This window comes from Pseudomonas sp. EL_65y_Pfl2_R96 (assembly GCF_963970905.1).
GTDB lineage: Bacteria > Pseudomonadota > Gammaproteobacteria > Pseudomonadales > Pseudomonadaceae > Aquipseudomonas.
The window spans coordinates 1-255 of the sequence record NZ_CAXAQH010000478.1 but is presented as its reverse complement, the minus strand read 5'-3'; the positions used below and the strand labels follow the sequence as shown (position 1 = coordinate 255).

Genomic DNA, 255 nt, shown 5'->3' with positions numbered 1-255 from the left:
TCAACGGGGTGCCTTTTGCCGAACTCGACCCTGAAGTATTACGCCATGGCGATGCCTGGGTGCTCAAACCGGCGGCCAGCTGGCATGGCTTCGGTGACCTGGGCGCCGACTACTGCATGCTGGACCCGATCAAGGTCACGGTGCTGACGCCTGGCCAGAGGCTCGACGGTCAAATGGAGAACAGTGGCATCCCCGCGCCGCTGGTGTCGTCCTTCCTCTCCAGTCGCGGCATCGTGGTTGAGAAGACTGAGCCGT

General features: G+C 62.7%; 1 pseudogene. It reads left to right on the top strand.

Features of this window, described 5'->3' with window-relative positions:
• Window positions 1–255: pseudogene (locus AACY49_RS31660) on the top strand (arginine decarboxylase); the annotation flags it as partial.